This window comes from Roseovarius spongiae, from assembly GCF_003651245.1.
Lineage (GTDB): Bacteria > Pseudomonadota > Alphaproteobacteria > Rhodobacterales > Rhodobacteraceae > Roseovarius > Roseovarius spongiae.
This window is the reverse complement of sequence record NZ_RAPE01000001.1, coordinates 852,538-876,577: the sequence shown is the minus strand read 5'-3', so window position 1 is coordinate 876,577 and position 24,040 is coordinate 852,538. Positions and strand designations below refer to the sequence as shown.

The following is a 24,040-nucleotide window of genomic DNA, read 5'->3' as shown; positions in this document are numbered from 1 at the left end:
GCGCGGATCACGAATCGAACCCGAGTCCGCATCGGTCCACCAGTCTTGGGTCAGGGCGCGCTACTCAGCGTGATGCGCCTCGCCCATGCGCTCGCGCTGGAGGAACATAAGCCCGATGAACTCGAGCCCCGAGACCATCGAATCCATCAATAGCTCCACCAGCTTCTGCGTGGGCATGCGCCCCTCGACCAGCGGGAATTCCTCCTGCATCTCGACCATGCCCAGCGTGGTGTAGGAACGGAAGTTGCGTTGCAGGTGGTTGCAGGTCCAATCCATGTCCATCCGCAGCGGCATCTTGAGGAAGTTGCTCGGCGAGGTGTGCCAGATCGAGATGCCCTCTTCGTCCACCAGCCGGAACTCAAAGCGCACGTCCGAGCCGGTGCGGAACTCGCTCGACATGATGTCCTGCGCGATGGCCTGACAGCATTCGAACACGTCGCGGAAATCGTCCGAGGCGAAACGCCCGGTCGCCGTCCGCTCGGGGCCGCGTCCGCGATAGGCGACGGCGACGCGCCCCGGCCCCCGCCCGTCCGTTTCGACATCGACCGAGGCGATGGCGATCTCGTATGTTTCGGTCTCCAGCGTCACGCATGCCTCCTGTCACGCCGCGTATCTTTTGCAGTCTTAGCACGCGCGCGCCGCCGGGAAACAGGGCTTGCGCGAAAAGACCCCCGGATCGGCCGGGATCAGGGCTTCTCCATTGAAAAACCTTCCTGATTTTCCTTGCCAAGGAAGATCGGCCCGGGCCGCCGTGGCGGGCGAAATTGACAAACCTGCCGCCGTGCGTCAGCGTTGGTGCATAAGAAAGACAAGGGAGAAGACAGATGTTCGTATCACGTTACCTCGGTGGCGCGGTCATTGCGCTGGCCATGAGCGTCGCCGGTGCGCAGGCCGAGACATGGGACATGGCCACGCCCTATCCCGACGCGACGTTCCACACCGTCAACATCAATGAATTCGCCGACGACGTGGCAGAGGCCACCGACGGCGCGCTCGAGATCAAGGTGCATTCCGCCGGCTCGCTCTTCAAGCATCCCGAGATCAGCAAGGCCGTGCGCAGCGGGCAGGTTCCCATCGGCGAGTTCTTTCTGTCGCTGCTGGCCAACGACAACCCGGTCTTCGCCGCCGACGGGCTGCCCTTCCTCGCCACCAACTACGACGAGGCCGAGCGCCTCTGGGACGCGCAGAAGGACGTGATCGAGGGGCTTCTCGACAAGCAGGGGATGATGGTGCTCTACGCGGTGCCCTGGCCGCCGCAGGGACTCTATACCGACAAACCGATCGAGACGGTGGACGACCTCGCGGGCCTCAAGTTCCGCACCAACAACGCCACGCTCGAGGAATTCGCGAACCTTGCCGGCGCCGCGCCCACGCAGATCGAGGTGCCCGACATCCCGCAGGCGTTTTCCACAGGCCGGGTCGAGGCGATGATCACCTCGCCCTCGACCGGCGCGAATTCGAAAGCGTGGGATTTCCTGAGCCATTACACCGACATCCAGGCCTGGATCCCCAAGAACGTCGTCGTGGTGAACAAACGCGCCTTCCGCCGTCTCGACGAGTCGACGCAGCAGGCCATTCTCGACGCCGCCGAGGCCGCCGAGGAACGCGGCTGGGAGATGAGCCGCGAGGAAACCGACGCCAAGGTCGCCATCCTCAAGGAGAACGGCATCACCGTGGTCGAACCTTCCCAAGAACTGATGGACGGGCTGCGCGAGATCGGCGCGACCATGCTCGAGAACTGGAAGGCCAAGGCCGGCGCCGAGGGCGAGGCGCTGCTCGAAGCCTACCAGAAGTAACCGGCAGGGGCCGGGCGCCGCACAGGCCCCCGGCCCTTTCCACCAACAGGGGGAGGCCGGGCCATGCGCCGCGCGCTCGATTTCATCTATCGTCTGGCGGGCGGGCTGGCCGCGCTTTTTATCGCGGGAATCGTCGCGCTGGTCTTCGCGCAGGTGGGTCTCAACCTCGCCGACAAGATATCGGCGGCGCTGACCGGCCACGCAATCGGCATGACGATCCCCTCCTATTCGGATTTCACCGGGTTCTTCCTCGCCGCCTCGACCTTCCTCGCGCTCGCCTACACCTTGCGGGAGGGCGGGCATATCCGCGTCACCCTTCTGTTCGGACGCCTGCCCGAGAAGGGGCAGCGCATAGCCGAGATCGCGGTCGTCGCGCTGGCCCTCGCCATGACCGGCTTTGCGGCGTGGTACATGGGCCTGCTGGTCTATGAATCCTGGGAGTTCGACGATCGCAGTCCCGGCATGGTGTCGGTGCCGCTCTGGATGCCGCAGGTCCCCGTGGTCGTGGGCCTCTGCATCCTCGCCCTCGCGCTGGCCGATGAACTGTTGGCGCTGTTGCGCGGCCGGCCCGCCGCCTGGGAAGGCAAGGGCGAGAACCTGCTGAGCGAATAGGAAACCGCCCATGTCGATCGCCCTGCTGTCGGTCATCCTGCTGATCCTGCTCTTCGCCTTTCTCGGCGCGGGCCTCTGGGTCGCGTTCTCGCTGCTGGGGGTGGGGATCGCGGCGATGATGCTCTATTCCGACGCGCCGCTCGGCCTCGTTCTGGCGACGACCTTCTGGGGTCATTCCAACAGCTGGGCGCTGGCCGCGCTGCCGCTGTTCATCTGGATGGGCGAGATCCTCTTTCGTTCGCGCCTGTCCGAGGACATGTTCGCGGGGCTTTCGCCGTGGATGAACCGGCTGCCCGGGCAGCTCCTGCACGTCAACATTTTCGCCTGCGGGATCTTCGCCGCCGTGTCGGGATCGTCCGCGGCGACCGCGGCCACCATCGGCAAGCTGTCGATCCCCGAGCTCAAGCAGCGCGGCTACCCCGAACGCATGGTGATCGGCACGCTGGCCGGGTCGGCGACGCTCGGGCTGCTCATTCCGCCGTCGATCATCCTCATCGTCTATGGCGTGGCGACCGAGCAGAGCATCGCGCGGCTGTTCGTCGCGGGTGTGCTGCCGGGCGTTCTTTTGGTGTCGCTCTTCGTGGGCTACGTGCTGCTCTGGGCCATTGTGAACCGCGCCAGCCTGCCGTCCGAGAACATGGCCGCCAGTTTTCGCGAGAAGCTCTATCACGCGCGCCGCCTGCTGCCGGTCCTGCTGCTGATCGCGGGCGTTATCGGGTCGATCTATGCCGGGATCGCCTCGCCTACGGATGCGGCGGCGGTGGGGGTGGTGCTCGCTCTGGTGCTGTCATGGAGCACCGGCACGCTCAGTTGGCAGAGCTTCCGGGAGGGGCTGATGGGCGCGACGGTGACATCCTGCATGATCGCCTTCATCCTCGCCGGCGCGTCGTTCCTGACGGTGGCGATGGGCTTCACCGGCATTCCGCGCGAACTCGCCGCGTGGATCGGGGGCCTGGGCCTTTCGACCTACACGCTTCTGGCCGCGCTCACGCTCTTCTTCATCGTGCTGGGCTGTTTTCTTGACGGGATCTCGGTTGTGGTGCTGACCGCGTCGGTCGTCATGCCGATGGTGCTTCAGGCGGGGATCGACCCGATGTGGTTCGGCATCTTTCTCGTGATCGTCGTGGAGATGAGCCAGATCACCCCGCCGGTGGGCTTCAACCTCTTCGTGCTGCAATCACTCACCGGGCGGGACATCCTGGTCGTCGCGCGCGCGGCGTTGCCGTTCTTTTTCCTGATGATCGTCGCGCTCGCCATCATCGTTGCCTTTCCCGGCATCGTGACTTACCTGCCGGGGCAGATGTGACCGAAGATCGCCCCCATACCGCCGCCTTTCCCGCCATCGTCACCGCAGGCGTCGACGGGATGCTGGTGCGCTTTGCCGACCGGCTGAGCGAGCCGGCCAACCGCGCCGCGCTCGCATTCCGCGCGGCCGTCGAGGCTGCGGGCTGGGACGGGGTCGAGGAAACCTCGTCCTCTCTTGTCTCGGCCTATCTGCGGTTCGATCCGCTGCATGTCGGGCACGAGACGCTGCGCGCGCGCCTGACCGAGCTGCTGGAGGCGCGGGACTGGTATGAAACCGACCTTCCCGAGGGGCGGCGGTTCTGGCGCATCCCGGCGGTGTTCGGCGTCGACCTCGCCCCGCAACTGGGCGACGCGGCCAAGGCGGCGGGCATGACCGAGGCCGAGGCGATAACGTCGCTCACCAGCGCGCGGGTGCGCGTGCAGACCATCGGTTTCGCGCCCGGCCAACCCTACCTGGGCGAACTGCCCGAGGCTTGGGACATTCCCCGGCAGAGCGCGCTGACCACCCGCATCCCCGAGGGCGCGCTGGGGCTCGCGATCCGGCAGATGGTTCTCTTTTCCGTGGCCACCCCGACCGGCTGGCAGCATGTCGGCCAGACCGCGATCCGCCTGTTCCAGCCCGAGGCGGAAACCCCGTTCCTGGTGCGTCCCGGCGACGAGGTGCAGTTCCACGAGGTCGGCGCCGACGCGCTCGAACAGATGCGCGAGGACCCGATGGGCGGGGCCGAGTCCGAGCCGATCCCATGACCCGCCGGCTCATCATCCACCGCGCGGGGCCGGGCGTGACCCTGCAGGATCTGGGCCGCCCCGGCTGGCTTGCCCAGGGGCTGTCGCGCGGGGGCGCCGCCGACCGGGTGGCGCTGGCCGAGGGCGCCGCGCTGCTGGAGCAACCCGTGGAGCGCGCCGCGCTCGAGATGGCCGGCGCGGGTGGCGAGTTCGAAGCGGGCGAGGACATGCGCATCGCGCTGACCGGCGCGCCGATGCGGGCGAGCGTCGATGGCGCGCAACTGGCCTGGAACGCAAGCCACCTGCTGCCCGCCGGCGCGCGCCTTTCAATCGGGGCGGCGCAGGGGGGCAATTACGGCTACCTGCATGTGGGCGGCGGGTTCGCCACGGAGGTGATGCTGGGCGCGCGCGCGGTGCAGAACGCCGCCGGCCTCGGGGCGCCGCTCAGGGCGGGCGATGAGCTGCCGGTGGGCGCCGACGACGGCGCGCGGACCGGCATGACGCTTGACGCCGAAAACCGCTTTGGCGGCGGCGCGGTGCGCATCATCGAGAGCTTCCAGTCGCGCCTTTTCGACGAAGCGGAGCGCGAGCGGCTCGAGGCGACCGAACTCACCCGCGACGCGCGGGGCAACCGGATGGGCGTCCGGCTCGAGCCCGACGGCGAGGGGTTTCACGCCAGCGGCGGGCGCTCGGTGCTGTCCGAGGTCATCATGCCGGGCGACATCCAGATCACCGGCGACGGTACGCCCTTCGTGCTGATGTCCGAATGCCAGACCACCGGCGGCTATCCCCGCATCGGCACCGTGCTGCCCTGCGACCTGCCCCGCGTGGCCCAGGCGCCGGCGGGCGCGCGGCTGCGCTTTCGCTTCGTCACGCTCGACGAGGCGGTCGAGGCCGAGCGCAAGGCGCGCGACGCGCGCGCAGGCCTCACCCGCAACCTGCGTCCGCTCGTGCGCGATCCGCACCGGATGCCCGATCTTCTGTCCTACCAACTCATCAGCGGCGTCACCGCCGGGGATGACCTTGCCTGAAAGGAGACACGCCATGACGAAATCCGTCGATCTCAACGCCGACATGGGCGAAAGCTATGGTCCCTGGACGATGGGCGACGACGCGGCCCTGCTTGATATCGTGACCTCGGCCAACATCGCCTGCGGAATGCACGCGGGCGACTGGGACGTGATGGCCGACACGATGGGCGCCGCGCATGAGCGCGGCGTCGGCATCGGCGCGCATCCCGGTTTCGCAGACCTGCACGGGTTCGGGCGGCAGCGACTGAAGATGCCGATCGAGTCGCTTCAGAACCTGGTGCGCTACCAGGTCGGCGCGGCGCAGGGCATGGCCCGCGCAGTGGGCGGCGCGGTGCGCCACCTGAAACTGCACGGCGCGCTCGCCAACATGGCGTCTGAGGACGAGCGCATGGCGCGCGCCTGCTACGAGGCCGCGCTCTCAGTCGCGCCCGATATCATCATCATGGTTCTGGCCGGGACCGCCCAGCAGCGCGCCGCCACCGCCATTGGCTGTCCCATCGCCTGCGAGATATTCGCGGATCGCGCCTATAACGACGACGCGACGCTGGTCGACCGCTCGCAGCCCGGCGCGGTGATCCACGACCCCGAGATCGCCGGCCCGCGCATGGCCGACATGGTGCGCGAGGGGGCGATCATCACCGGATCGGGCAAGCGGATCGAGACCCGCATCGACACGATCTGCCTGCACGGCGACACGCCGACCGCCGTGAAGATCGCCGCCGAGGTGCGCCGCGCGCTGGAGGAAAGCGGCCTCAGGGTCTCGAAATTCGACGGCGCGCCGGGCTGATCGCGGTTCAGCTTACGGCCTTTGCGCAGAGCGCCGCCACCGCGCCCGAGCCGATCATCTCGCGCGCCGCGTTGAAATCGGGGCCGAAATGGCGGTCGCGGTTCATCCGAGCCACCCGGCCCCGCACCAGCGCGGCGACCGCATCGAGCGGCGGGCCGAGCGCAAGGCCGCGGTGTTCGCACCCCTCGACCGCGGCCAGCAATTCGACCGCGAGGATGTTGTGCAGCGTCTCCACCATCGCGCCCAGGCGGCGCGCGCCATGCGTGGCCATCGACACGTGGTCCTCGTAATTCGCCACCGTCGGCACCGAATCGACCGAGGCGGGATGCGCCTTCTGCCGGTTCTCGGCGACCATCGCGGCGGCGGTGATCTGCCCGCTCATGAAGCCGGTGCTGACGCCCGGCTCATCCGTCAGGAAGGGCGGCAGCCCCGACAGGCTTTCGTCGATCAGCATGGCGAGGCGGCGTTCGGAGAGCGACCCGATCTCGCAGATTGCCATCGCGATGATGTCGGCGGCGAAGGCCACCGGTTCGGCGTGGAAATTCCCGCCCGACAGGATCTCGCCCGTATCGGGAAAGACCAGCGGATTGTCGGTGACCGCGTCCGCCTCACGTTCAAGCGTGGCGGCGGCCTGGTCGAGCAGGTCGAGGCAGGCGCCGTAAACCTGCGGCTGGCAGCGCAGGCAGTAGGGGTCCTGCACGCGGCCCTCCTCGCGCGCCTTGTCGCGAAAGCCGCTGCCGTCCAGCAGCGCGCGCAGGCGCCGCGCGATCTCGGCCTGTCCCGGCTGGCGGCGGATGGCGTGGATGCGCGGATCGAACGCCGTCACCTGCCCCAGCAGCGCCTCGGTCGAAAGCGCGCCGGTGACCACCGCGCTGTCGAGCGCCCCGCGCGCCCCGATCAGCCCTGAAATCGCCAGCGCAGTCGACACCTGCGTGCCGTTCAAAAGCGCCATACCCTCCTTGGGCTGGAATTCGAGCGGCGCAAATCCCGCCTGCGCCAGCGCCTCGGCGGCGGGCAGGACGTCCTCCCCGACCCGCACCTCTCCGACGCCGATCAGCGCGGCGGCGACATGCGCCAGCGGCGTGAGGTCGCCCGACGCGCCGACCGATCCTTGCGACGGGATCACCGGCAGCAGGCCTCGATTGAACATCTCGACCAATCGCTCGACCAGTTCCACCCGCACGCCGGAATGGCCCTGCGCGAGCGCGGCGATCTTCATCGCCATGACAAGACGCGTCTCGCCCTTCGACAAGGGCGGGCCCGACCCGATGGCGTGCGACACCACCAGGTTGCGCTGAAGCGCGAGCACGTCCTCGTCCGGGATGATCCGCCCGGCGAGCCGCCCCGACCCGGTGTTGATCCCGTAGAGCGCGCCGCCCTTCGCGATGATGTCCGCCACCGTCCGGCGGGCGGCGTCGATCCGGGCGGTCGCGGCGTCGGACAGGCGCAACTCGACGCCGCCCTCATGCACCTGCGCCCAGAAATCCATGCCATGCGGGGCGGCGTCGATATCGAGTGTCCTCACGCGCCACCCACCCGGATCAGGACCTTGCCCGACGCCCTGCGGCTTTCGAGGAATTCATGCGCGTCGCGGATGGCGTCGATGCCGAATTCCTCGGCGATGGGCAGGCGAAGGTCTCCATCGGCGATATGCGCCGCGATGCCCTTGACCGAGGCCCGCCAGCGCGGCGATCCCGGTTCGGCGTGCAGCACCTCGAACCCGGCAAACGAGGTGGAGCGTTCATAGAGCTTCTTGCGGACCGCGAAATCCGGCTCGCCCGCCGCCTCGCCGATATTGATGACGCGGCCGAAGGGGCGCAGCGCGTCAAAACTGCGCGGCAGGATGTCGGCGCCCAGCGAATCGATCACCAGATCCACGCCGCGCCCGTCCGTGACCTCCATCGCGACGGCGACGAAATCCTCGCTGTCGCGGGGGATCACCCGCTCTGCGCCGAAGTCGAGCGCGTGTCGTCCCTTGCCTTCGCTGCCGACGGTGCCGATCACCCGCAGCCCGGCGGCGCGCCCCAGTTGCGTCAGCGCCAACCCAACCCCGCCGCCGATGGCGTGCACGAGGATCACGTCGCCGGCCTTCACGCTGGCGGCGGTATGCAGCAGGTGCCACGCGGTCAGCGACACCACCGGGTAGGCCGCCGCCGCGCGCAGATCCAGCCCCTCGGCCAGCGGGATCAGGAACGCCTGCGGCACCGCGACCCGTTCGGCGAAGCCGCGCAGCATGTCCGGCCCGGTGATCGCTGCGACCGCATCGCCGACCGCGACGCCGCTCACGCCCTCGCCGAGTTGTGCGACGCGGCCCGACACCTCGCCGCCGAGGATGGCGGGATAATCGACGGGATCGGGATAAACGCCCTGCCGCTTCTGGATATCGCCCCAGTTGCAGGCGCCCCAGGCCACGTCGATCAGGACATGGCCCGCCGGCAGGTCCGGTTCGGGGAGGTCCTGAACCTCGAGCCTGTCGCGCCCGCCGGGGGCCGTGATGACGACTGCCTTCATGTCAGCCCCCTTCCGGCCCGCCAAGCGCGAGCGGGGCGGCGTTGAACGGCAGGCGGCTCACCCTCGGCTTGAAGGTTCCCGCCGCCGCGCAGGCGCGGACATGCGCGGCGATCTCCTCCATCGGGGCGAACCAGACGTCGCCCTGTTCGCGCCATTCCAGCAGCATCTTCTCGATATGGTGCCAGCGGGTCAGCCGCCCGGTCAGGAACGGGTGCCAGACCCCGACGAAGAGCCCGCCATGTTCATAGTGCGCCTCGAACTCGTCGCGGTAGTTCTCGATGCCCGCGCGCGGCGCCTTGACCGGAACGGAATAATCGAGGTCGGGCGTATGCGCGTATTGCGGGTAGTCGTCCGTGCCCCAATGGGTCGGGATTTCCACCAGCCGCCCATTGTCGGTCTCGATCATGTAGGGAATGTCATCGCCCATGAGCGACGCGTCATATTCGAACCCTTCCGCCAGCAGCAGGTCCGCGGAGTATTGCGAGAACGTGTACATCGGCGCGCGCCAGCCGCGCGGGGCGGCGCCGGTGACGCCGCTCAGCGCCTCTATGGCGCGGCGCAGCCAATAGGCCTCATCATCCTTGGACTGCCCGTGCGACGCTTCGTGGATGTAGCTGTGCAGCGCGACCTCGTGCCCCGCCGCCTGCATCGATTCGACCGCGCGGGGATGCGTTTCGGCGCACCAGCCGGGGACGAAGAAGGTCTGTTTCACGTCCATCTTGCGCCAGGTCTCGAGGATGCGCGGGATCGCCACCTCGGGGCCGTAGCGCAGCTCGGACGTGGCGGCGACGAATTCATGCGCGCGCTCGGGGCGGGCGGTATGGACCAGGCTGTCGGCATCCATGTCGAAGGTGATGGCGACGGCGCATTTCGCGCCATCGGGCCAGGGAATCGGGTTGGAGATCATGACGAGTCCTTTCACTAACCGGAGAAAGTCAGGGGGTCCTTGCCTCATGCGCATTGCGCCAGGCGTCCTTGCGGCCCGACCGGCTCGCGGCGAGGCAGGCCAGCGCCTCGGCCGTGATGCGCGCGGCAAGCACGGAGGTGGAGCCGCTGCGATCGTCGAAATCGGGCGACACCTCGACCACGTCGAAACCGGCGAACCCGTCGCGTCCGGCGACGCGCAGGCCGCGGATGATCTCGCGCGATGTCAGCCCGCCGGGTTCGGGGCTGTTGGTGGCGGGCGCATAGGCCGGGTCGATGCTGTCGATATCGACGCTGATATAAAGCTGCGCGCCGTCCCGCGTGGCGATGGCGCGGGCCTTCTCGGCGACCGCCTCGACGCCGTCGCGCTCGACCTGCTCCATCGCGAAGACGGTGATGCCCATCTCACGGTAGAGCGGCGTCCATTCCGGCAGGTTGCGCGGTCCCCGCGCGCCGATGACGACGACGCGGGTCGGGTCGACATGCTCCAGTTCGCAGATACGCAGGAGGGGCGAGGCGCGCGTCAGGCGGTCGCCGTTCAGGGCTTCGCTCAGGTCCAGATGGGTGTCGAACACGATGAGGCCCATCGGCCCCCCATGATGCGTCGTCACTGCACGGACGGCCGGATAGGTGATCCCGTGATCCCCGCCCAGGCTGAAGGGCGTCGCGCCCCGCTCCAACATCGTGGCCAGTCGGCGTTCAAAGCGCGCGTAGCTTTCCGCGTTGTCGCCGGGAACCACGTCCACGTCGCCCACGTCCGCAAGGCGGAGCGTTTCGAACACGTCCATGTCCCAGTCGAAATTGTAGCCCCCGAACAGCAGCGAGAACTTGCGGATTTCCTGCGGACCGCGCCGCGTCGCCCCGCCGCGAAAGGTGGCGATGCCGTCATAGGGCATGCCGATCACCGCGACGTCTGCGTCAAGCGTCGCGGGGTCGGAAACGTGCGTCGCCGCCATGAAGGGGGGCACATCGCCGTAGATCTTCTTCACGCTCGAGGGTTGGAGGGCTTCGTCGCTCATCGGTTCACTCGCTCTTTCATCGACGCGTTACCGCATCTCACGGTCATAGGGCCGTCCGACGGACGCGGGCGGGTTGGCCTGCCCCATCAGCCCCACCAGCGCCAGGATCGCGACGAGGTAGGGCAGCGCGGCGAACACCTGGAAGGGGATTTCCGGCTGATCGAATTGCAGGCGCAACTGCACCGCGTCGAAGAACCCGAAAAGCAGGCAGGCCATGAACGCGATGCGCGGCTGCCAGCGCCCCAGCACGATGGCCGCCAGGGCGATGAACCCCTTGCCCGCGCTCATGTTGTCGGAAAACAGCAGCACCTGCGTCAGCACGAGGTAGGCGCCGCCCAGCGCCGCCATGGAGGAGCCGACGATCACGCAGGCGTAGCGCAGCCCGAAGACGTGGATTCCGGCCGCGTCGGCGGCCGCCGGGCTTTCGCCCACCGCGCGGATCGACATGCCGACGCGGGTGCGGAACAGCACGAAATGCACCGCGATCACGGCGAAGAGCGCGCCGTAGACCAGCCCGTTCTGCGAGAACAGGACCGGGCCGAGGACGGGAATGTCGCTCAGCACCGGGATGTCGATATTCTCGAACCCATTGAGCTTGAGACTGTTGCCGCCGCCGGGGAACAGCAGGCGCGACATGAAAGAGGTGAACCCCGCCGCGAAAAGGATGATCGCGATCCCGACGACGATCTGGTTGACCCGCAGCGTCACCCCCAGCACCGCCAGCAACACGCCCGACAGCGCGCCGAACGCGATGGCGATGAGCAACCCCATATAGGGCGTTCCGAAATAATAAGCCCCCACCGCCGCGCCGAACGCGCCAAAGAGGATCTGCCCCTCGAGCGCGATGTTGAACACGCCCGAACGTTCGCAGAGCAGGCCGCCCATCGCCGCGAAGATGAGCGGGATCGACAGCCTGAGCGCGGTGCCCAGAACATCGGCCAGTTGGCTCGCATCGGTCAGAAAATCGAACATCGCTGCCTCCTCATCCTCGTCCGCGCCACGCGGCGATCCGCCTGCGCCACCGATCCGGGTGGAACCGGAACGCCAGCCCCACCGCGACGCAGAGCACGACCAGCCCTTGCAGCGCCGCCACCATCGTCGTGTCGATACCGGTCGCGCGCTGCATCGACCCCGCCCCGACCTGGAGCCCGGCGAGAAAGATCGCCGCGAAGATCGCGCCGATCGGGTTCAGCGCAGCAAGGAAGGCGACGATGATCCCCTGCATCCCGTAGCCCGGGCTGAAATGATCGAAGAGCCGGTATTTGAGCCCGAGCACCTCGAACGTGCCGGCCAGCCCGCCCATCGAGCCGCCCATCGCGAAGCTGAGCACGGTGAGCCGCTTGACGCTGAGGCCCGCATAGGCCGAGGCGTGCTTGTTATGGCCGACCACTTGTATCGACTGCCCCAGCGTCGTGCGCCAGAGCATGACGCCCACGAGGATCGCCGCCGCCCAGGCGACCATGATGCCGATATGCGCCTGAGTGCGCGGCATGAAGATCGGCAGTTCCAGTTCGCGGTCAATCTCGCGCGAGTAGGGATAGGGCGCGCCCGGCTCGATCAGCCAAGCATGCAGCACCGCGCCGATCAAGTAGATCGCGACATAGCTCAGCAGCAGCGATGTGATGATCTCGTTCGTGCCGCGATAGGCCTTGAGCACGCCGGGGATCGCCGCCCAGAGCGCGCCCCCAAGGGCGCCCGCGACCATGCACAGGATGATTCGGACGAAACCCGGCAGCACGTCCGGCAGGTAGAGCGCCGCGATGGTCGCAAACAGCGCACCGATGTAGATCTGCCCCTCGGCCCCGATGTTGAAGAGCCCCGCGCGCAACGGGATGATGACCGCGAGCCCCGCCAGCAGCAGCGGCGACATCCGCACCAGCGTGTCGCCGATTCCCCAGTAATCGAGGAACGCGCCCTTGAAGAGCGCGGTATACCCCTCGATCGGATCACCGCCCGCCAGCAGGATGAAGATGGCGCCGATCAACAGCGCCACGATCACCGCCCAGACGGTTTTCAGCATGTAGAGCACGCGGATCGCGGCCAGCAGGCGCGGGGCGTCCGTGGTCTGCGACTCGGCGCTCATGTCGTCAGTTCCTTGCCGGTCATCAAAAGTCCCAGTTTTTCCGATGTGGCTTCCGACGCGGGCATTTCGCCCACGATGCGGCCCTTGAAGATCACCGCCAGCCGGTCCGCGACCAGCAGCAACTCCTCCAGCTCGCTCGAGATATAGAGAACGCCGGTCCCGCGGTCGCGCTGCGCGAGCAGCGTGCGCTGCACGAATTCGATCGCGCCGACGTCGAGCCCCTTGGTCGGCTGCGCCACGACCAGCAGCCTGGGGTCGTCCTCGATCTCGCGGGCGAGAATGATCTTCTGCTGGTTGCCGCCCGAGAGGTCGCGCACGCGCTGCGACACGTTCTGCATCCGCACGTCGTAGCGTCCGGCGAGGTCCTCGGCATGGCTGCGTATCTTGCGGAAATTGATCCACCCCGCGCGCGAGAACGGCGGCGCGCGAAAGCTGCGCAGCACCATGTTGAAGGCGATGTCGCTGTCGAGATCCAACCCGACCTTCTGGCGGTCCTCGGGAACGTAGCCCATGCCCAGCGCGCTCTTGCGTTGGGCCGGATCGAACCCGCGCGCGTCCTGCCCGCAGATGCTGATCCGCCCTTTCGAGATGTCGCGCAGCCCGGCGATGGTTTCGGCCAGTTCGCCCTGCCCGTTGCCGTCGATCCCGACGAGGCCCAGGATCTCGCCGCCCCGCACGGTCAGCGACAGCCCGTCGAGCGCGCCGATGCCGCGGTTGTCCACGGCGCTTATGCCCTCGATCTCGAGCACCGGGTCGCCCACCTTGGGCGCGGTGTGCTCCACGTCGAAGACCACGTCGCGACCGACCATGACGCGGGCCAGTTCGCGCGGGTTCGTCTCGGCGATCTCGAGCTCCGCCTCGACCCGGCCCAGCCGCATCACGGTCACGCGGTCGGCAAGGTCCATCACCTCGTCGAGCTTGTGGGTGATGAGCAGGATCGTGCGCCCGCTTTCGCGCAGCTTCTCCAAGAGGTCGAAGAACGCCCTGATCTCGGTCGGGGTGAGAACGCTGGTCGGCTCATCGAGGATGAGCAGATCCGCGTCACGGTAGAGCATCTTGAGGATCTCGACCCGCTGCTGCGTGCCGATGGGCAGCGTCCACATCGGCTGATCCGGGTCGATCTCGGACCCCAGTTCGGCGGCGAGTTCGCGCACCCGGCGGCGGTCGTCGTCAAGATCGAGGATCTGCTTGCCCGGCAGGCCCAGCACCACGTTCTCGACCACCGACATGGTGTTCACCTGCTTGAAATGCTGGTGCACCATCCCGATGCCCAGCGCCATCGCCTCGCGCGGGTCGGTGATCCGCACTTCCTGCCCGTTCGAGATGATCCGGCCCGCATCCTGTTCGTAAAGGCCGTAGATCACGTTCATCAGGGTGGACTTGCCCGCCCCGTTCTCACCGAGGATGGCGTGGATCGACCCCTTGGCGATCCTCAGGTTCACGTCGTCATTGGCCCGGAACGTGCCGAACTGCTTGACGATGCCCTCAAGCGCGAGCCGGTCGGGTGCCGCTGTCATGGTCTCACCGATGCAAGCTGTGGGAAGGAAGGCGCATCCGCCGCCCCGAGGGACGGCGGATGTATCGGATGGGCGTCAGTCAAAGGTCAGTTCGCCCGACTTGATCTTCTGGATCGCGTCACGGGCCATTGCCTGCACCTCTTCGGGAACGATGGCGTTGAAGTCGCCCAGCTGTTCGTCCTGCGTGAGATGGATGACGTAGTCCTTCGGCTCGAGCTTGCCCTCGGCGTAGAGGTCCGCGGCCATCATGAGCGCCCGCGCGAAATCGAGCCGCGCCGACACCAGGTTCGATTCGGATTCGTGCAGGATCCCGACCGTGTGCGCGCCGCGTTCCTGCGCGGCCTGCACCACGCCGACCCACGCACCGTCGAGATAGGGCATGAGCACGTCGGCGTCCTTCGAAATCAGGTTGTAGGCCGCTTCCTTGGCCAGCGCCACGTCCGCCCAGTCGTTGGTATAGGCCACCAGAACCTCGCCATCGGGCTGCACCGATTGGAAGCCGCGGCGATACCCATCGACCACGTTGTCGAACGCGGCGAATTTCTGCGCGCTGAGCGCGGCGATCACGCCGGTCTTGCTCATCCCGCCCGCGACGACGCCCAGAAGGTAACCGAATTCGGGATTGTTGTAGTTGATCGTGGTGACGCCCGGGGTCGGCGCGCCGTTGGGCACGACGACCGTCGTTTCGGGAAAGTTCTCGGCCACGCGCTCGGCGGCGTCGGTGTATTCGCCGCCCGCGCCGATGACGATGTCATAGCCGCGCCGCGCGTAGTCCGACATCACCTCGACCTGCGTGGCCTGCGACACGTTCTCGGTATAGGCGATGTCCGAGCCGTACTTGTCCTCGATCGCGACGAGGCCGTCATAGATGTTCTCGTTAAAGGCCTTGTCGGTGACGATGCCGGGCAGCGCGGCGGCGACGCGCGGCGCATCCTGGGCCGTGGCGGGCAACGCGATCAGCGTCGCGGCGGCGGTAACGGCGGCGAATGCCGCGGATTTCAGTTGTCGTCTCATTTTTCTATTCTCCCTGGTTTTAAAGTATCGTGAACGTTTCGCTTCAACTCAACGGAACTCACTGCGAACGGCGTCGGTCACGTGGCCGACGAATTCCTCGACCAGCAATTCGCCGATCTCGCGCGTGGCCGTGCGCCCCGAGGACAGGCAGCCCGAGGCCGGCACCCAGTCGGGGTTGACCGGATAGACGTCATAGGGCGGGAAATCGGGGCGCGCCTCATCAACCATGCGGCTCATGTCCACCAGTTCGGGATGGCAATAGAGCATCATCGCCGTTTCCAGCACCCCGCCATGTTCGAGATCGAGCCCCGGCGGATCGCCCATGCCGCGATAGACCGCCGCCATCGTTTCGGGGTTTATCCGCTCGGCGTAGAGCATCTTGAGGATGCGCGCCTCGTGGCCGCGCAGCGCCAGCGTGTCCTGTGCGCGATGACAAGCCTCGTCGAGAAAGAAGCGGTTTTCAAAATGGCTGTCGATCACCGCAATCTTGCGCGCGCCGTGCCGCCCGATCCCGACCAGGACATCATGCAAGAGCGCGATCAGCGTCTCCGCATTGAGGCTGGTCGTGCCGCAGCGATGCGGCCCGCCCCCGGTGCGAATCTGCGATGTCGCGCCATAGGCGATGGGCTCGGCGACGACGCCGCCCACCTTCGCGGCGACGCGGCGCGCCATGTAGCGCGCCATCATCCAGTCGGTGCCCAGCGGCAGGTGATAGCCGTGCTGCTCCACCGCGCCCACCGGCACGAAGACGATCGCGTCCTCCTCGCGCAGCCGGCGCTGGTACTCATCCCATGCGAGTTCGGACATGCAAACCGATGGAACCGTCGGCAAGTTCTCTCCCCCCTTCGCGGCGTTACCGGCGGTCTGCCGGACGTTGCAACTTCATCAATCTAACCCCGAATCCCCGCTGGCATTACAGACTTATTCGCGCAATCATACTTGCGCCCGGTTACAAGGAAACGGCGATGTCAGCCCTTCAGTTGTCAAATCTCGACGTCAAGCAACTGCGCGTCTTTGCAGCCATCGTGGAGCACGAAGGGCTGTCCGCGGCCGCCTCCGCGCTCGGGGTCGACCTCACGGCGATCAGCCGCGCGCTCTCGGGGCTGGAGACGCGGCTCGGCATCCGGCTCTGCCAGCGCGGACGCAGCGGTTTCGCGCTCACCGCGCAGGGCAAGGCGATCTACCAGCAGGCCAGGCGGCTGATCGAGGAACTGGACGAATTCGAGACCTCCGCGCGCATCGTCAGCCAGACGGTCAAGGGGCGGCTGCGGATCGGGCTGATCGACAACACGCTGTCCAATCCCCGCTCGCGCGTCGTGCAGGCGTTGCAGATGGTCGCACGCACCCATTCCGAGCTCTTTCTCGAACTGTCGGTCATGCCGCCCGCTACCATCGAGATCGCGTTGCGCGAAAGGCAGCTTGACGTGGCGGTGACCGCGCAGCCCGGTTTTCTCAGCCCGCTGAGCTACCTGCCCGCCTTTTCCGAACGCTCCGGCCTTTATATCGCGCGCGCCCATCCCGACCGGGCGCGGATCGAGGCCGCCATCACCGAGCCAGGCAGCGACGCGCAGCCGATCCCCTTCATAAGCCGGCGCTACAAGATGCCGACCTTCGACCGGCTGGAACAGGCTTATCCCTTCGTTCCCGTCGCCTCCGCCGACGGGGTCGAGACGGCGGCCACGCTGATCGCCGCGCAATTCGGCGTCGGCGTGCTGCCGGATCACTACGCGGGCCTGATGACCGACTTCGACCTCGTGGAACTGCCGGTCCCGACCGCGCCGCTCATGCTGACCTTCTACGTGGTCTGTCGCTCGGACGCGGCCGAGGAACCCACGACGCGGATGTTCCAGCGGTTCCTGCTGGGACAGGCCCGGGACAAGCCGCCGGGCGCCGGCGCGGATCACATTGTTGCGGGGCGCGACAAGTAAGGTTGCGCGCCAAGGCGCTGTAATCCGGCGCCCGGACGGGCCAGTATGCGCCATACCGAAACCTTCGCAGGGAGATCGACATGCCGGACACGTCCCGCACCCCGCCCGCCGTCCAAAGCCAGGAGGCGATTCACGTCAGTTCCGAATGGGGCGCGTTGAAGGAATGCGTCTACGGCTCGCCCGACCGCTGGGTGATGCCCGCCTTCTACGGCGATTCCAAGCAGCGCGCCTACGGCGAATTCGGCGAGTTCTGGATCAGGAACGAGGGCCGCGACGTGGCCGAGGTCGATCCCGAGCGGTTCGAGGGTTTCCGTTCGCAGATCCAGGGCGCGATCGATTTCCTGCGCGACAGCGGCGTCACCGTGCAGGTGGCGCAGGAACTGGCCCCCGAGGACATGAAATTCCCGCGCGGCGAAAACCACGGCGTGGTCACCGGCTGGATGCGCGACCCGTTCGTGACCATCGGCAACAACGTGATCGAACTGGCGCCGCGGTCGCTTTTCCACCGCCGCCAGCGTTTTGCGATCCGCCCCATCCTCGCCGAGACGATGGATCGCGGCGCGCGCTACTTCGCCCAGCCCGACAGCGGCGCGGTCGAAAGCCGGGACGAACCGGGCTGGGGCTATCTCGAGGGCGGCGACGTCTTCGTGCTCGGGCAGCAGATCCTCGTCGGGCATTCCGGCGGCTGCTCCAACCCCGAGGGCGGGCGCTGGCTGCAACACATGCTGGGGCCGGACTACAAGGTGGACATGGCGCCCATCGACCCGATGTTCCCGCATCTCGACTGCGTGCTCTGCACCCCGCGCGAGGGCGTGACCGTGATCTGCGCCGAGGCGTTCCCGCAGGGCCTGCCGGACTACATCGCCGACTGGGACCACATCGTCGTCGACAAGTTCCACGCCAAGCGCCACATGGCCTGCAACAACCTCGTGCTCGACGATCACACGATCATCGTCCCCGAGGCCGAGGCGCTGGACATGGTCGCGGCGGAGCTGAAGAAGCGCAAGTTCGAGGTGATCCGCCTGCCCTACAACTACCCGTCGGATTTCGGCGGCTCGTTCCGCTGCGCGCACCAGCCGCTGATCCGGGTCTGAGCGGACCGCGGCGATGAGTTCGGTCCTGCTGAAGAACGCCGATTGCGTCCTGACGATGGATGACGCCGGCCGCGAAATCGCGGGCGGCGGCGTCTTCGTCGAAGGGAACCGGATCGCCGCGGTCGGCGGGCCGGACGACCTGCCGGCAACCGCCGACGAAGTGATCGACCTGGCCGGGCACATCCTGCTGCCCGGCCTCGTCAACACGCATCACCATATGTTCCAGACGCTGACCCGCGTGGCGCCTGCCGGGCAGGACGCCGAACTGTTCGGCTGGCTCCGGAGCCTGTTTCCGATATGGCAAAAGCTCACGCCGGAAATGGTCGATGCATCCACCGAACTGGCGATGGCGGAACTGCTGCAATCGGGCTGCACCACGACGAGCGATCACCTCTACATCTATCCGAATGACTGCCGGCTCGACGACAGTATCGAAGCGGCGCGGCGGGTCGGGATGCGCTTTCACGCCAGCCGCGGCTCGATGAGCCTCGGGCAAAGCGCGGGCGGGTTGCCGCCCGATTCGCTGGTAGAGGACGAGGACGATATCCTGCGCGACTGCCGCCGCGTGATCGAGGCGTTCCACGACCCCGCGCCGCTGTCGATGCTGCGCATCGCCCTCGCCCCCTGTTCGCCATACACGGTGAGCGAAGACCTGATGCGCGAGACCGCCGCGCTGGCGCGCGACACGGGCGCGCGACTGCATACCCACATCGCCGAATGCGCGGCGGATGTCGCCTTCTCACGCGAACGGTTCGACCTCACCCCGTCGGAGTATGTCGAGCGCCTGGGCTGGGTGGGCGAGGATGTCTGGCACGCCCATTGCGTGCATATCGACCAGCCCGGCATCGACCTGTTCGCGCGCAGCGGCACGGGGGTCGCGCATTGCCCCTGCTCCAACATGCGGCTGGGATCGGGGATCGCGCCGGTCCGCGCGATGCTGGATGCGGGCGTGCCCATCGGCCTTGGCGTCGACGGTTCCGCGTCGAGCGACGCCGGCAACCTGATGAGCGAGGCGCGCCAGGCGATGCTGCTGCAACGCGCCGCCCGCGGGGCCGACGCCATGACGGCGCGCCGCGCGCTTGCGCTGGCGACGCGCGGCGGCGCGCGGGTGCTGGGTCGTGACGATCTCGGCGCGCTGATCCCCGGCATGGCCGCCGACCTCGCGGCGTTCGATCTGCGGCGGATCGAGTATTCGGGCGCGCGCCACGACCCGGCCGCGGCGCTGGTCTTCTGCGGCCCGACGCCCAGCCGCCACACGATGGTGAACGGCCGCTTCCTGATCCGCGACGGCGCGTTCACGACGCTTGATCCCGGGCCGCTGATCGCGCGGCACGGGCGGCTCTCGGCGGAACTGATGAACGCCTGAGCGCGGCTTAACCCGCCTTGGCCAGCATGGCGCGCAACAGCACGTTGGCCCCGGCGGCGAGGTGTTCCCTGCTCGCGTATTCGGCGACGTTGTGGCTGATCCCGTCGCGGCAGGGGACAAAGATCATCGAGGTGGGCGCGTGCGCCGCCACGTTCGCCGCGTCGTGCAACGCGCCGCTGGCCATGCGCCGATAGGGCAGTTGCAGCGCCTGCGCGGCCGCCTCGACCGCCGCGACGCAGCCCCCGTCGAAGGCGGTCGGCGGGATCGCGAAGCGTTGCGATACCTCGACGCCGCAGCCGTAGCGGCGCGCCACCTCGGCGCAGACGCGGCGGCATTCCTCTTGCAGATGCGCGATCATCGCCTGGTCGGGATGGCGGATGTCGATCACGAACTCGGACGCGCCGACGACCGTGCTCGGCCCCTCGGTCGCGGTCTTGAGCCGCCCGACGCTGACCCGCGCATCCTCGCCAGAAGCGCGGCCCATGTCGTTGATCCCGACCAGCATAGCGGCGGCGGCCAGCAGCGCGTCGCGCCGCGCAGGCAGCGGCGTGGTGCCCGCGTGCGCGTCCATGCCGGTGACCGCCACGTCAAGCCAGCAAAGCCCCTGCACCGCGTCCACCACGCCGATATCCGCGCCCGCCTGCTCCAGCATCGGGCCCTGTTCGATATGCAGCTCGAAGAACGCCTCCATCGGCAGGTCGGCGGGCGTCGCGGTCCCGCGCCAGCCAGACGCGGCGGCCTCTTCGGCGAAGCGCGCGCCGTCGGTGGCGCGGATGTCATCGAGCGTCGCGTCGTCGATCCGCCCGGCGAACCACGCGGACCCGAGGATGCCGGGGCCGAAGCGCACGCCTTCCTCGTTGGTCCAGTTGACGACCATCAGCGGCGCGTCTGTCTCGATCCCCGCGTCCTTCAGCGTCTCGATCACCTCGAGCGCGGTCAGCACGCCCGACACGCCGTCGAAGCGCCCGCCATGCGGCTGCGTATCGAGGTGGCTGCCCGCCGCCACCGCGGCGCGCGCCGGATCGCGCCCCTCGCGGCGCGCGAACATGTTTGCGGCCCGGTCGCTGGTCAGCTCCATTCCCGCCTCGCGGCACCAGCGCGCGAAAAGATTGCGCGCCTCCACGTCCTCGGGGGTGAGCGCGAGCCGGCAGTTGCCGGTCTCCTCCACCGGGCCGATGCGGGCCATCTCCATGTGCCGGGACCAAAGCCGGTCGGCGTTTATGGCGGGTGCGGGGGCTTGGTCGGTCATGGACGGTCTCTCGTGCGATGCAAGGGCGTGTTATGCGGGCACAATCACCGGTCACGCGGCGGATTTCAACTCGGGCGGGCGCGGATCCTGCGGGATCAGTCTTGGCCCTTTGGCGCGGGCGGCGGGATCAACGCGCAACCCTCCTGCGCGTCCGCGCCCGAGGTGTCGCATTCCTCCTGCATCGCGCGGCGCTTGGCCTGCAAGCGTTGCAGCGCCTTGTGACGCGCGTTGCAGGAATTGCACTCCGCCCGCTCCGGCGGCCGCGGCGCGTCCCCCGCCCCGGCGGGCAGCGCCAGCACGAGGATGAGCAGCGCGGCCCTCATCCCGGCAGCTCCATTCGGTCATGGCGCAGCGGCGCGTCGCGATCCACGTCTTCCCCCAGTTCGCGCGCATAGCGGTGCCCGGCGTAAACGGCCGCGGCGATGATCGAGGGCGCGTCGCAATCCCCGATCCGGGCAAGGGTGAAGGGCTGCGACCCCTCGCGCAACTCGCGGTAAAGCGTATCGTCGGGGCGCCGCGCCGTCACCATCACCACGCCTTGCACCGCCAGCCTGCGGGGCGCGTCGTCATAGGCGTCCCTCAGCACCGCCTCGGCCCCGTCGAAGGAAGCGAGCGTTGTCGCCGTCTCAACCCCGATCCCAAGGCGCTGCATCTGCGCGCGGATGCGCCAACGCTCGGACGTGTTGCCTGCCCAGTGCGATACGCTGTCAGAAGGGGTGGCGTAGGTCACGCTCAGACCCTCGGCGCGCAGCCTCTCGGCGATGACCCCGCCCATGTAATAGCCGTCCGCGTCATAAACCAGCACCGGTCCCCCGGGCAGCACGCCATCCATGATGTCGTCGGGGGTGAGCACACGCGCCGCTGCGCCGCCGGTGGCGATCTCGTGGTAAATCTCTTCATCGAACGCTTCCTTGCGCCAGCGCGCGCCGGTGGCGATCGCAACGTGGCTGACCCCGACATCGCGCACATCCTCGGCCGTAAGCCGGCTTTCGCGGTAGATTTCGACGTTCGGCATGGTGAGAAGCTGCTGTTCGCGGTAGTCGCGCACGCGGGCGTATTCGCTCATCCCCGGCAGCGCCGCCTCGCGGGTGACGCGCCCGCCAAGGGCGCGCCCCGCCTCGGCAAGCATCACCTGATGCCCGCGCTGGCCAAGCGCGCGCGCCGCCTCCATCCCCGCCGGACCCGCGCCGACGATCAGCACGCGCCCCTCAGCGCGTTTCGACGGGATTATCTCGGGATGCCAGCCGCGGCGCCATTCCTCGCCCATCGTGGGATTCTGGGTGCAGCGGATCGGCACGCCGAGCGCATCGCCCGAATAGCAGATGTTGCAGCCGATGCATTCGCGGATGTCCTCCGCGCGGCCCTCCGCGATCTTCTTTGGCAGGAACGGATCGGCGATCGAGGGGCGCGCCGCGCCGATGAAATCGGTGACCCCGCGCTTGATCTGGCTGACCATCGTGTCGGGCGAGGTGAAGCGCCCCACCGTGACCACCGGCGTTTTGGTCATGGATTTCACCCAGCCCATGTAGGGTTCTAGCGCGCCTTCCTTGACGAAGCGCGAGACGCCCATTTCCAGCGAGTAATCAATGATGTTGATGTCCCACAGATCCGGCAGTCCGTCGAGCATCGCGAACATCTCGCGCCGCTCGCCCTCTATCGGTTCGCCATCCTCGCCGATCTCCGCGTCGGCGGCAAAGCGCACCGCGACGGCGCAGCGGTCGCCGACCGCCTCCTTGGTCTCCTCGATCAGTTCGCGCACCAGCCGCACGCGGTTCTCCAGGCTGCCGCCGTATTCGTCGCCGCGTGTGTTCATGCGCGGGTTGAGAAAATTGGCCAGCAGATAGCCGTGCGTCGCGTAGACATAGACCACGTCAAACCCCGCGTCGCGCGCGCGCAGCGCCGCGTTGCGGTGCCAGCGGCGCAGGTCGCGGATGTCCGAGCGATCCATCGCGCGGGTCTGGAACGGGTGGCCCTTGGCGTCGGGAAAACTGCCGAGATCCATCGCCGGCAGCCGCGAAAAGAGGTTCCCGGCGTTGCGCCCCCCGTGCCAGAGCTCCACCCCGGCGAGCGCGCCATGCGCGTGAACCGCGTCGGTCATCAGGCGATGCGCGCGAATGTCGCGGTCGTCCCAGAGCGACGCATAGGGATAGGCCATGTCGTCCGAGCTTGGGTGGATCGAGCAATACTCGGTGCAGACCACGCCCCAGCCGCCTTCGGCCTTGACCTCGCGCATCGCGGCGAGCGTGCGGGGAAACTGCCAGCCCATGCCGCTGCAATGGGGCACCTGGTAGAAGCGGTTGGGCGCGGTGACCGGGCCGATCCTGACCGGCTCGAACAGGATGTCGTGGCGGGGGTCGCGGGTCATCGCGCCGTTTCCGGGTCGGGAACGTCCGCGCCGTCCCCAGCGGGGCTTGCAGTCCGAGTCGTCGCCGGCATGTCGAAATGCCGCGGGAACAGCGCCGCAAGATAGGTGTATATCTGTCCGGCCGCCTCTTCCCGGGTCAGTTGGCCGGGATACATCAAGAGGTTAAGCAGCGCGCCGTCATAGAGGCTCTCGAGCGTAAGGGCGACCGACCGCGCGTCGAGCCCGCAATAGCCGCCCTCCTCGATGATCTGCGCGACGAGGCCGGCGCTTATGTCAAAGCGCGCGTCGTCGATATCGTCCGCCAGCTTGCGATATCGGGCGCGGCGGCTCACCTCTCCGTAGAAGGCGTACCAGACCGCCAGCTTCCGGCGGGTGCAGATGCGCGGGTGAAAATGCGCGTCCACGATGGCCAGCAGCTTGTCCGCCGCGCCGGCGCCCGAGTGGTCATAGGATTTGCGCCAGTGATCATGGTGTTCGCGCGCCAGGTGAACCAGCGTTTCGTCCAGCAGGTTCTGCTTGCTCTTGAAGTGGAAATTCACGATGCCGATGGACAGCCCGGCGAATTCGGTGACCGTGGACATGGTTGTGCCGCCGATGCCGTATTTCGCGATCGAACGGATGGTGGCGTCGATCAACTGCAACCGCCGCACTTCTTTGGATGCGGTGCGGCGCGCTGCGGCCGGTCTGGTTTCCTGGTTCGTCACAAGATGTCT

At 67.8% G+C, this 24,040-nt stretch carries 23 protein-coding genes; 9 read left to right on the top strand and 14 right to left on the bottom strand.

All coding sequences use genetic code 11. From position 1 onward, the window contains the following. Positions 1–60: 60 nt before the first annotated feature. Positions 61–588 (bottom strand): hypothetical protein, encoded by a 528-nt coding sequence (locus D6850_RS04255; protein ID WP_121164075.1) that lies wholly within the window; start codon positions 586–588, stop codon positions 61–63. A gap of 236 nt (positions 589–824) precedes the next feature. Here D6850_RS04255 and D6850_RS04250 point away from each other — a divergent pair, with 236 nt between their 5' ends. The 6 genes from D6850_RS04250 (at position 825) to D6850_RS04225 (ending at position 6,257) form a co-directional block, all read left to right on the top strand. Further along, positions 825–1,796: a TRAP transporter substrate-binding protein gene (locus D6850_RS04250; protein WP_121164073.1), complete on the top strand. Its 972-nt coding sequence runs from the start codon at positions 825–827 to the stop codon at positions 1,794–1,796. A gap of 63 nt (positions 1,797–1,859) precedes the next feature. Continuing rightward, the gene (locus D6850_RS04245) at positions 1,860–2,408 is read left to right on the top strand and encodes a TRAP transporter small permease (RefSeq protein ID WP_121164071.1); all 549 of its coding nucleotides are present in this window, start codon (positions 1,860–1,862) and stop codon (positions 2,406–2,408) included. Between the two features lie 10 nt (positions 2,409–2,418). Continuing rightward, a complete protein-coding gene (locus tag D6850_RS04240) occupies positions 2,419–3,714 on the top strand; it encodes a TRAP transporter large permease (protein WP_121164069.1) in 1,296 nt (431 codons plus the stop codon). After that, positions 3,711–4,460 (top strand): 5-oxoprolinase subunit B family protein, encoded by a 750-nt coding sequence (locus D6850_RS04235; RefSeq protein ID WP_281272554.1) that lies wholly within the window; start codon positions 3,711–3,713, stop codon positions 4,458–4,460. Before D6850_RS04240 ends, D6850_RS04235 begins: the two co-directional genes overlap by 4 nt. Then, complete coding sequence (locus tag D6850_RS04230; protein WP_121164067.1) at positions 4,457–5,470, top strand: 5-oxoprolinase subunit C family protein; 1,014 nt, start codon at positions 4,457–4,459, stop codon at positions 5,468–5,470. Before D6850_RS04235 ends, D6850_RS04230 begins: the two co-directional genes overlap by 4 nt. Before the next feature lie 13 nt (positions 5,471–5,483). Then, entirely contained in the window at positions 5,484–6,257 is a 774-nt protein-coding gene (locus D6850_RS04225) for a LamB/YcsF family protein (protein WP_121164065.1), read from the top strand. A gap of 7 nt (positions 6,258–6,264) precedes the next feature. Here the strand turns inward: D6850_RS04225 and hutH are convergent, their stop codons facing one another. From hutH to D6850_RS04180, 9 genes are all read right to left on the bottom strand, one after another. Continuing rightward, on the bottom strand, positions 6,265–7,746 hold the full coding sequence (hutH, locus tag D6850_RS04220) for a histidine ammonia-lyase (RefSeq protein ID WP_121164063.1): 1,482 nt from the start codon (positions 7,744–7,746) through the stop codon (positions 6,265–6,267). A gap of 32 nt (positions 7,747–7,778) precedes the next feature. Continuing rightward, positions 7,779–8,768 carry a quinone oxidoreductase family protein gene (locus D6850_RS04215; protein WP_121164061.1) on the bottom strand — a complete coding sequence of 330 codons (990 nt, stop codon included), beginning with the start codon at positions 8,766–8,768 and terminating at the stop codon, positions 7,779–7,781. A gap of 1 nt (position 8,769) precedes the next feature. Further along, a complete protein-coding gene (locus D6850_RS04210) occupies positions 8,770–9,675 on the bottom strand; it encodes a polysaccharide deacetylase family protein (RefSeq protein ID WP_121164059.1) in 906 nt (301 codons plus the stop codon). Positions 9,676–9,703: 28 nt separating this feature from the next. Then, positions 9,704–10,711 carry an agmatinase gene (gene speB, locus D6850_RS04205; protein ID WP_121164057.1) on the bottom strand — a complete coding sequence of 336 codons (1,008 nt, stop codon included), beginning with the start codon at positions 10,709–10,711 and terminating at the stop codon, positions 9,704–9,706. Positions 10,712–10,738: 27 nt separating this feature from the next. Continuing rightward, complete coding sequence (locus D6850_RS04200; protein WP_121164055.1) at positions 10,739–11,683, bottom strand: ABC transporter permease; 945 nt, start codon at positions 11,681–11,683, stop codon at positions 10,739–10,741. Between the two features lie 10 nt (positions 11,684–11,693). Then, on the bottom strand, positions 11,694–12,794 hold the full coding sequence (locus D6850_RS04195) for an ABC transporter permease (protein ID WP_121164053.1): 1,101 nt from the start codon (positions 12,792–12,794) through the stop codon (positions 11,694–11,696). Further along, entirely contained in the window at positions 12,791–14,311 is a 1,521-nt protein-coding gene (locus tag D6850_RS04190) for an ABC transporter ATP-binding protein (RefSeq protein WP_121164051.1), read from the bottom strand. The genes D6850_RS04195 and D6850_RS04190 overlap by 4 nt, the downstream gene beginning before the upstream one ends. A 75-nt stretch (positions 14,312–14,386) precedes the next feature. After that, the gene (locus D6850_RS04185) at positions 14,387–15,325 is read right to left on the bottom strand and encodes a BMP family protein (protein ID WP_121164049.1); all 939 of its coding nucleotides are present in this window, start codon (positions 15,323–15,325) and stop codon (positions 14,387–14,389) included. Positions 15,326–15,373: 48 nt separating this feature from the next. Next, positions 15,374–16,132: a creatininase gene (locus D6850_RS04180; RefSeq protein WP_121164047.1), complete on the bottom strand. Its 759-nt coding sequence runs from the start codon at positions 16,130–16,132 to the stop codon at positions 15,374–15,376. 158 nt (positions 16,133–16,290) lie between these two features. On the opposite strand from D6850_RS04180, the gene D6850_RS04175 reads away from it, so the two are divergent. From D6850_RS04175 to D6850_RS04165, 3 genes are all read left to right on the top strand, one after another. Next, the gene (locus D6850_RS04175; RefSeq protein WP_166433983.1) at positions 16,291–17,253 is read left to right on the top strand and encodes a LysR family transcriptional regulator; all 963 of its coding nucleotides are present in this window, start codon (positions 16,291–16,293) and stop codon (positions 17,251–17,253) included. A gap of 80 nt (positions 17,254–17,333) precedes the next feature. Next, positions 17,334–18,347 (top strand): hypothetical protein, encoded by a 1,014-nt coding sequence (locus D6850_RS04170; RefSeq protein ID WP_121164043.1) that lies wholly within the window; start codon positions 17,334–17,336, stop codon positions 18,345–18,347. A gap of 13 nt (positions 18,348–18,360) precedes the next feature. Further along, entirely contained in the window at positions 18,361–19,713 is a 1,353-nt protein-coding gene (locus tag D6850_RS04165; protein ID WP_121164041.1) for an 8-oxoguanine deaminase, read from the top strand. Positions 19,714–19,720: 7 nt separating this feature from the next. Here the strand turns inward: D6850_RS04165 and D6850_RS04160 are convergent, their stop codons facing one another. The 4 genes from D6850_RS04160 to D6850_RS04145 all read right to left on the bottom strand — a co-directional run bounded on the left by D6850_RS04160 (position 19,721) and on the right by D6850_RS04145 (position 23,977). Then, complete coding sequence (locus D6850_RS04160) at positions 19,721–20,962, bottom strand: allantoate amidohydrolase (protein WP_121164039.1); 1,242 nt, start codon at positions 20,960–20,962, stop codon at positions 19,721–19,723. A 95-nt stretch (positions 20,963–21,057) separates the two neighbouring features. Next, on the bottom strand, positions 21,058–21,285 hold the full coding sequence (locus D6850_RS04155) for a hypothetical protein (RefSeq protein WP_121164037.1): 228 nt from the start codon (positions 21,283–21,285) through the stop codon (positions 21,058–21,060). After that, entirely contained in the window at positions 21,282–23,327 is a 2,046-nt protein-coding gene (locus tag D6850_RS04150) for an oxidoreductase (protein ID WP_121164035.1), read from the bottom strand. The genes D6850_RS04155 and D6850_RS04150 overlap by 4 nt, the downstream gene beginning before the upstream one ends. Beyond that, positions 23,324–23,977, bottom strand: a complete 654-nt coding sequence (locus D6850_RS04145) for a TetR/AcrR family transcriptional regulator (RefSeq protein ID WP_245964119.1) — start codon at positions 23,975–23,977, stop codon at positions 23,324–23,326. Before D6850_RS04145 ends, D6850_RS04150 begins: the two co-directional genes overlap by 4 nt. Positions 23,978–24,040 lie beyond the last annotated feature (63 nt).

Excerpts from the sequence above, each read along its gene's own strand:
- D6850_RS04250 (WP_121164073.1), top strand. The coding sequence starts at position 825 with ATGTTCGTATCACGTTACCTCGGTGGCGCGGTCATTGCGCTGGCCATG.
- D6850_RS04245 (WP_121164071.1), top strand. The coding sequence starts at position 1,860 with ATGCGCCGCGCGCTCGATTTCATCTATCGTCTGGCGGGCGGGCTGGCC.
- D6850_RS04240 (WP_121164069.1), top strand. The coding sequence starts at position 2,419 with ATGTCGATCGCCCTGCTGTCGGTCATCCTGCTGATCCTGCTCTTCGCC.
- D6850_RS04230 (WP_121164067.1), top strand. The coding sequence starts at position 4,457 with ATGACCCGCCGGCTCATCATCCACCGCGCGGGGCCGGGCGTGACCCTG.
- D6850_RS04225 (WP_121164065.1), top strand. The coding sequence starts at position 5,484 with ATGACGAAATCCGTCGATCTCAACGCCGACATGGGCGAAAGCTATGGT.
- hutH (WP_121164063.1), bottom strand. The coding sequence starts at position 7,746 with ATGGATTTCTGGGCGCAGGTGCATGAGGGCGGCGTCGAGTTGCGCCTG.
- D6850_RS04215 (WP_121164061.1), bottom strand. The coding sequence starts at position 8,768 with ATGAAGGCAGTCGTCATCACGGCCCCCGGCGGGCGCGACAGGCTCGAG.
- D6850_RS04210 (WP_121164059.1), bottom strand. The coding sequence starts at position 9,675 with ATGATCTCCAACCCGATTCCCTGGCCCGATGGCGCGAAATGCGCCGTC.
- speB (WP_121164057.1), bottom strand. The coding sequence starts at position 10,711 with ATGAGCGACGAAGCCCTCCAACCCTCGAGCGTGAAGAAGATCTACGGC.
- D6850_RS04200 (WP_121164055.1), bottom strand. The coding sequence starts at position 11,683 with ATGTTCGATTTTCTGACCGATGCGAGCCAACTGGCCGATGTTCTGGGC.
- D6850_RS04195 (WP_121164053.1), bottom strand. The coding sequence starts at position 12,794 with ATGAGCGCCGAGTCGCAGACCACGGACGCCCCGCGCCTGCTGGCCGCG.
- D6850_RS04190 (WP_121164051.1), bottom strand. The coding sequence starts at position 14,311 with ATGACAGCGGCACCCGACCGGCTCGCGCTTGAGGGCATCGTCAAGCAG.
- D6850_RS04185 (WP_121164049.1), bottom strand. The coding sequence starts at position 15,325 with ATGAGACGACAACTGAAATCCGCGGCATTCGCCGCCGTTACCGCCGCC.
- D6850_RS04180 (WP_121164047.1), bottom strand. The coding sequence starts at position 16,132 with ATGTCCGAACTCGCATGGGATGAGTACCAGCGCCGGCTGCGCGAGGAG.
- D6850_RS04175 (WP_166433983.1), top strand. The coding sequence starts at position 16,291 with ATGTCAGCCCTTCAGTTGTCAAATCTCGACGTCAAGCAACTGCGCGTC.
- D6850_RS04170 (WP_121164043.1), top strand. The coding sequence starts at position 17,334 with ATGCCGGACACGTCCCGCACCCCGCCCGCCGTCCAAAGCCAGGAGGCG.
- D6850_RS04165 (WP_121164041.1), top strand. The coding sequence starts at position 18,361 with ATGAGTTCGGTCCTGCTGAAGAACGCCGATTGCGTCCTGACGATGGAT.
- D6850_RS04160 (WP_121164039.1), bottom strand. The coding sequence starts at position 20,962 with ATGACCGACCAAGCCCCCGCACCCGCCATAAACGCCGACCGGCTTTGG.
- D6850_RS04155 (WP_121164037.1), bottom strand. The coding sequence starts at position 21,285 with ATGAGGGCCGCGCTGCTCATCCTCGTGCTGGCGCTGCCCGCCGGGGCG.
- D6850_RS04150 (WP_121164035.1), bottom strand. The coding sequence starts at position 23,327 with ATGACCCGCGACCCCCGCCACGACATCCTGTTCGAGCCGGTCAGGATC.